Origin of the sequence: Corallococcus sp. AB032C, from assembly GCF_003668935.1 — a bacterium.
Taxonomy (GTDB): domain Bacteria; phylum Myxococcota; class Myxococcia; order Myxococcales; family Myxococcaceae; genus Corallococcus; species Corallococcus exiguus.
The window spans coordinates 1-5,609 of sequence record NZ_RAWP01000211.1; the positions used below are offsets into that span (position 1 = coordinate 1).

At 55.6% G+C, this 5,609-nt stretch carries 2 tRNA genes and 3 rRNA genes; all 5 read right to left on the bottom strand.

What is annotated here, in order from left to right:
* Positions 1–19 precede the first annotated feature (19 nt).
* The 5 genes from rrf to D7X99_RS41320 all read right to left on the bottom strand — a co-directional run bounded on the left by rrf (position 20) and on the right by D7X99_RS41320 (position 5,536).
* Positions 20–136, bottom strand: a 5S ribosomal RNA gene (rrf, locus tag D7X99_RS41300).
* A 184-nt stretch (positions 137–320) separates the two neighbouring features.
* Positions 321–3,287: ribosomal RNA gene (locus D7X99_RS41305) — 23S ribosomal RNA — on the bottom strand.
* A gap of 294 nt (positions 3,288–3,581) precedes the next feature.
* Positions 3,582–3,654, bottom strand: a tRNA-Ala gene (locus D7X99_RS41310).
* Between the two features lie 56 nt (positions 3,655–3,710).
* Positions 3,711–3,787: transfer RNA gene (locus tag D7X99_RS41315), tRNA-Ile, on the bottom strand.
* Between the two features lie 211 nt (positions 3,788–3,998).
* Positions 3,999–5,536 (bottom strand): 16S ribosomal RNA (locus D7X99_RS41320).
* The 16S, 23S and 5S rRNA genes sit together here with 2 tRNA genes alongside, the layout of an rRNA operon.
* Positions 5,537–5,609: the final 73 nt, after the last annotated feature.

The window sequence follows — 5,609 nt, forward strand, 5'->3', positions numbered from 1 at the left end:
CCAGGGGCTTTCAAAAAGAATCCGGCAGCGACCTACTCTCCCACGCGGTTTCCCGCGGAGTACCATCGGCTCTGGAGGGCTTAACTTCCGTGTTCGGGATGGGAACGGGTGTGACCCCTCCGACATTGCCACCGGAAAAGCGAATGACGGTGCATACGAAGGGTAAGTTGCAAGCTTCTGCTTGAGTGAAGCCTCTTGCGACAGAAGTCGAAGAAGCAATTGAAACAGCTGCCTTCCGGGCGGACGCGCTAGTGGCGTCCTGGCCTCGGCCTTGGCCCCGAGTCCCTTACTCCCCTGTAGGGGGCATGCAAGAGAATGGGGGAAGTAAGCCTCTCGACTTATTAGTACTGGTTAGCTTAACGCGTTACCGCGCTTACACACCCAGCCTATCAACGTGGTAGTCTTCCACGAGTCTTCAGGGGCTTGCGCCCGGGATACCTGGTCTTGAGGTCGGTTTCCCGCTTAGATGCTTTCAGCGGTTATCCAATCGGCACATGGCTACCCAGCGATGCCTCTGGCGAGACAACTGGTACACCAGCGGTGCCTCCAACCCGGTCCTCTCGTACTAAGGTCAGAGCCTCTCAAGTATCCTACGCCCACAGCAGATAGGGACCAAACTGTCTCACGACGTTTTGAACCCAGCTCGCGTACCGCTTTAATTGGCGAACAGCCAAACCCTTGGGACCTGCTCCAGCCCCAGGATGCGATGAGCCGACATCGAGGTGCCAAACCTCCCCGTCGATGTGAACTCTTGGGGGAGATAAGCCTGTTATCCCCGGAGTACCTTTTATCCGTTGAGCGATGGCCCTTCCATTCAGGACCACCGGATCACTATGACCTGCTTTCGCACCTGCTCGACCTGTCGGTCTCGCAGTCAAGCTCCCTTATGCCATTGCACTCGACGCCCGGTTTCCAATCGGGCTGAGGGAACCATCGCGCGCCTCCGTTACTTTTTGGGAGGCGACCGCCCCAGTCAAACTACCCACCAGACAGTGTCCCAGTCCCGGCTTACGAGACATGGTTAGACACCAGAAATCAGCAGGGTGGTATTTCACCGTTGCCTCCACCGAACCTAGCGGCCCGGCTTCAAAGGCTCCCACCTATCCTACACAGCCAATCCCTAGTGTCACTGTCAAGTTGTAGTAAAGGTTCACGGGGTCTTTCCGTCTTGCTGCGGGTAAACTGCATCGGCACAGCTATTTCAATTTCGCTGAGTCCCTCTCCGAGACAGTGCGGAAGTCGTTACTCCATTCGTGCAGGTCGGAACTTACCCGACAAGGAATTTCGCTACCTTAGGACCGTTATAGTTACGGCCGCCGTTTACTGGGGCTTCGGATCATCGCTTCGCCTTGCGGCTGACGAATCCCCTTAACCTTCCAGCACCGGGCAGGAGTCAGACCCTATACGTCGGCTTGTCGCCTTCGCAGAGTCCTGTGTTTTTGGTAAACAGTCGCTACCGCCATTTCTCTGCAACCTCTCTCGGCTTCGGCTGTACGCCTACACCTACCAGAGGCCCACCTTCTTCCGAAGTTACGGTGGAAATTTGCCTAGTTCCTTGGAGGAGAGTTCTCTCAAGCGCCTTAGGATTTTCTCCTCACCCACCTGTGTCGGTTTGCGGTACGGACACCCTGCAGACTCCCTGCGGGACTTTTCTTGGAAGCAGAGCATCAGCGACTTACCCCTTACGGGGCGCCATGGGGTCTCGGGGATGACTGCCGCGCCTTTATTCGTACGCGACACCCCTACGCCTTTAGACTGACACAACCACCGGTCAGCTCGCCTAGCTTTCTCCGTCCTCCCTCAGTTCAACGTCTGCAAGATGGCGCAGGAATATTAACCTGCTTGCCATCACCTACGCCTTTCGGCCTCGGCTTAGGACCCGGCTAACCCTGGGAAGATTAACTTGACCCAGGAAACCTTGGGTTTACGGCGAGGGGGTTTCTCACCCCCTTTATCGCTACTCATTTCGGCATCAGCACTCCCAGTCGCTCCAGCGGCCTTTTCAGTCCACCTTCGCTGCAACTGGGACGCTCCCCTACCGCCATACGCGCCTGACGCGCATGACCCGAAGCTTCGGCACTAGTCTTGAGCCCCGTTACATTTTCGGCGCGGCCTGTCTTGACCAGTGAGCTATTACGCTTTCTTTAAAGGATGGCTGCTTCTAAGCCAACCTCCTGGTTGTCAATGACCTGCCACATCCTTTCTAGTGTTCACTTAGACTAGATTTGGGGGCCTTAGCTGTCGGTCTGGGTTATTCCCCTCTTGCCAATGGACGTTATCACCCACTGACTGCGTCCCGGGATAACAATTGCCGGCATTCGGAGTTTGATACGGTTTGGTAATCTGGTGAGACCCCTAGCCGTTTCAGTGCTCTACCTCCGGCATTGAATTGCCCGAGCCGATACCTAAATATCTTTCGGGGAGAACCAGCTATCACGGAGTTTGATTGGCCTTTCACCCCTACACACAGCTCATCCCAGAAATTTTCAACTTTCATGAGTTCGGTCCTCCATGCGGTGTTACCCGCACTTCAACCTGGCCATGTGTAGATCACCCCGCTTCGGGTTATAATACACGCAACTTAGCGCCCTATTCGGACTCGCTTTCGCTCCGGCTCCACCTATCGGCTTAGCCTCGCTACGTATATTAAGTCGCCGAATCATGATGCAAAAGGTACGCTCTCGCACTGGCTTGCGCCGTAGTGCTCGAACTGCTTGTAGACATGCGGTTTCAGGTTCTTTTGACTCCCCTCACCGGGGTTCTTTTCACCTTTCCCTCGCGGTACTTGTTCACTATCGGTCGCCAAGGAGTATTTAGGCTTACCGGATGGTCCCGGCAGATTCAGACAGGATTGCACGTGTCCCGTCTTACTTGGGTAACCCGCTCAGCTCTAGTTGGCTTTCGTGTACGCGACTATCACGCTCTTTGGTGCGTCTTTCCAGGACGCTTCCACTAGCCCTCCAGAGTCCTACCGCGGACCCGCTACCCCACCGCCATTTGCATGACGTTGGTTTGGCCTCTTCCCATTTCGCTCGCCACTACTTTGGGAATCACTCATTGTTTTCTCTTCCTCAGGGTACTGAGATGTTTCACTTCCCCTGGTTTGCTCTGCAAACCTATGAATTCAGTTTGCAGTAACGCAGCTATTCGCCGCGCTGGGTTTCCCCATTCGGACATCTCCGGATCAACGTTTGGTTGGCAACTCCCCGAAGCTTTTCGCAGCCACCCACGTCCTTCATCGCCTCTTGGCACCTAGGCATCCACCGCACGCCCTTAGTAGCTTACTTGCCCTAATCTCTTGTCTAATGCCCGCCTCCCGGCGGATTTTCGAAACTCGGAGACCAAGGCCCAGACCTCTGCTCTTCGCTAGCAGGCCCGGAAGACATTCTTTATTGCTGTTCTCATTGCTTCTTCTTCTTGTGTGGGAGACTTCGCTTTTGCCCCACCCGGCTGCCTCGCGGCGCCTGGTGAGACTCATTTCGAAGTCGGCACTTCTGTTGAGAACTTCACTCAGCAGAAATTGCAACTTACCCTTCGTATGCACTTGTCAAAGAACGTCCCTGCGACTTCCAGGAAACTTGTGGAGCTGATCGGGTTCGAACCGACGACATCCAGCTTGCAAAGCTGGCGCTCTCCCAGCTGAGCTACAGCCCCGACTCTCGCGTCAGCACCATTCACTCTTTTTGCTTCCCTCCAGTGAGGGAGAAGAGTGGTGGGCCTAGGTGGACTTGAACCACCGACCTCGCGCTTATCAGGCGCGCGCTCTAGCCAGCTGAGCTATAGGCCCAGAGGGGCTAAAGCGTCGGCGAACCCTACAGCGTCCTTCATTCTCAAAGAGCTGAGCCAGTTTCGCTCAGTCCTTCAAAACCAAACAGCAAGCCCGAAGTTCATAATGGATTGTTTACCGGAAACATTGACCTAGAGATGACCTGACAGCCCGAAGGCTGCTGGTGTTGCCTACTCGCCCGAAGGCTGAGTCCAACACCCGGTCTCCTTAGAAAGGAGGTGATCCAGCCGCAGGTTCCCCTACGGCTACCTTGTTACGACTTCACCCCAGTTACCGAGCACTCCTTGGGCATCTCTTGGTGAGATGACTTCTGGAGCAATCGACTCCCATGGTGTGACGGGCGGTGTGTACAAGGCCCGGGAACGTATTCACCGCAGCGTGCTGATCTGCGATTACTAGCGATTCCGCCTTCATGGAGTCGAGTTGCAGACTCCAATCTGAACTGAGACCGGTTTTCTGCGATTAGCTCCCCCTCGCGGGTTTGCAGCGCTCTGTACCGGCCATTGTAGCACGTGTGTAGCCCTGGTCATAAAGGCCATGAGGACTTGACGTCATCCCCACCTTCCTCCGGTTTAACACCGGCAGTCCCTCTAGAGATCCACTTGCGTGGCAACTAAAGGCGAGGGTTGCGCTCGTTGCGGGACTTAACCCAACATCTCACGACACGAGCTGACGACAGCCATGCAGCACCTGTCTCTCGGTTCCCTTGCGGGCACTCCCTCATCTCTGAAGGATTCCGAGGATGTCAAGACCAGGTAAGGTTCTGCGCGTTGCGTCGAATTAAACCACATGCTCCACCGCTTGTGCGGGCCCCCGTCAATTCCTTTGAGTTTTAGTCTTGCGACCGTACTTCCCAGGCGGAGAACTTAATGCGTTAGCTACGGCACCGCGGGGGTCAACTCCCACGACACCTAGTTCTCATCGTTTACGGCGTGGACTACCAGGGTATCTAATCCTGTTTGCTACCCACGCTTTCGCGTCTCAGCGTCAGTTACCGTCCAGGTGGCCGCCTTCGCCACCGGTGTTCCTCCCCATATCTACGAATTTCACCTCTACTTGGGGAATTCCGCCACCCTCTCCGGCACTCAAGCTCTGCAGTTTCGGGCGCACTTCCTCAGTTGAGCTGAGGGCTTTCACACCCGACTTGCAAAGCCGCCTACACGCGCTTTACGCCCAATAATTCCGAACAACGCTTGCACCCTCTGTATTACCGCGGCTGCTGGCACAGAGTTAGCCGGTGCTTCTTCTCCCGGTACCGTCAAGGCAAAGCGTATTAGGCTTTACGGTTTCGTCCCGGTCGAAAGTGCTTTACAATCCAAAGACCTTCATCACACACGCGGCGTTGCTGCGTCAGGCTTTCGCCCATTGCGCAAAATTCCCCACTGCTGCCTCCCGTAGGAGTCTGGACCGTGTCTCAGTTCCAGTGTGGCTGATCGTCCTCTCAGACCAGCTACCCGTCGTTGCCTTGGTGGGCCATTACCCCGCCAACTAGCTGATGGGCCGCGGACTCATCTGGTTGTGATAGCTTGTATACAGAGGCCACCTTTTCCCTCAGTCTCCGAAGAAACCGTGGGCTTATCCGGTATTAGCCAATCTTTCGACTGGTTATCCCAGGCATCCAGGCAGATTATCCACGTGTTACGCACCCGTGCGCCGCTCTACTAAGGGTTGCCCCTATTCGCGCTCGACTTGCATGTGTTAGGCACGCCGCCAGCGTTCGTTCTGAGCCAGGATCAAACTCTCCAATTGTATTCTTGGTTTGCTTGAACCGGCGTTCCCCGAGACCCGGCTAAGGAGTCTCGGCTCGCTGATTCGTCGGCAC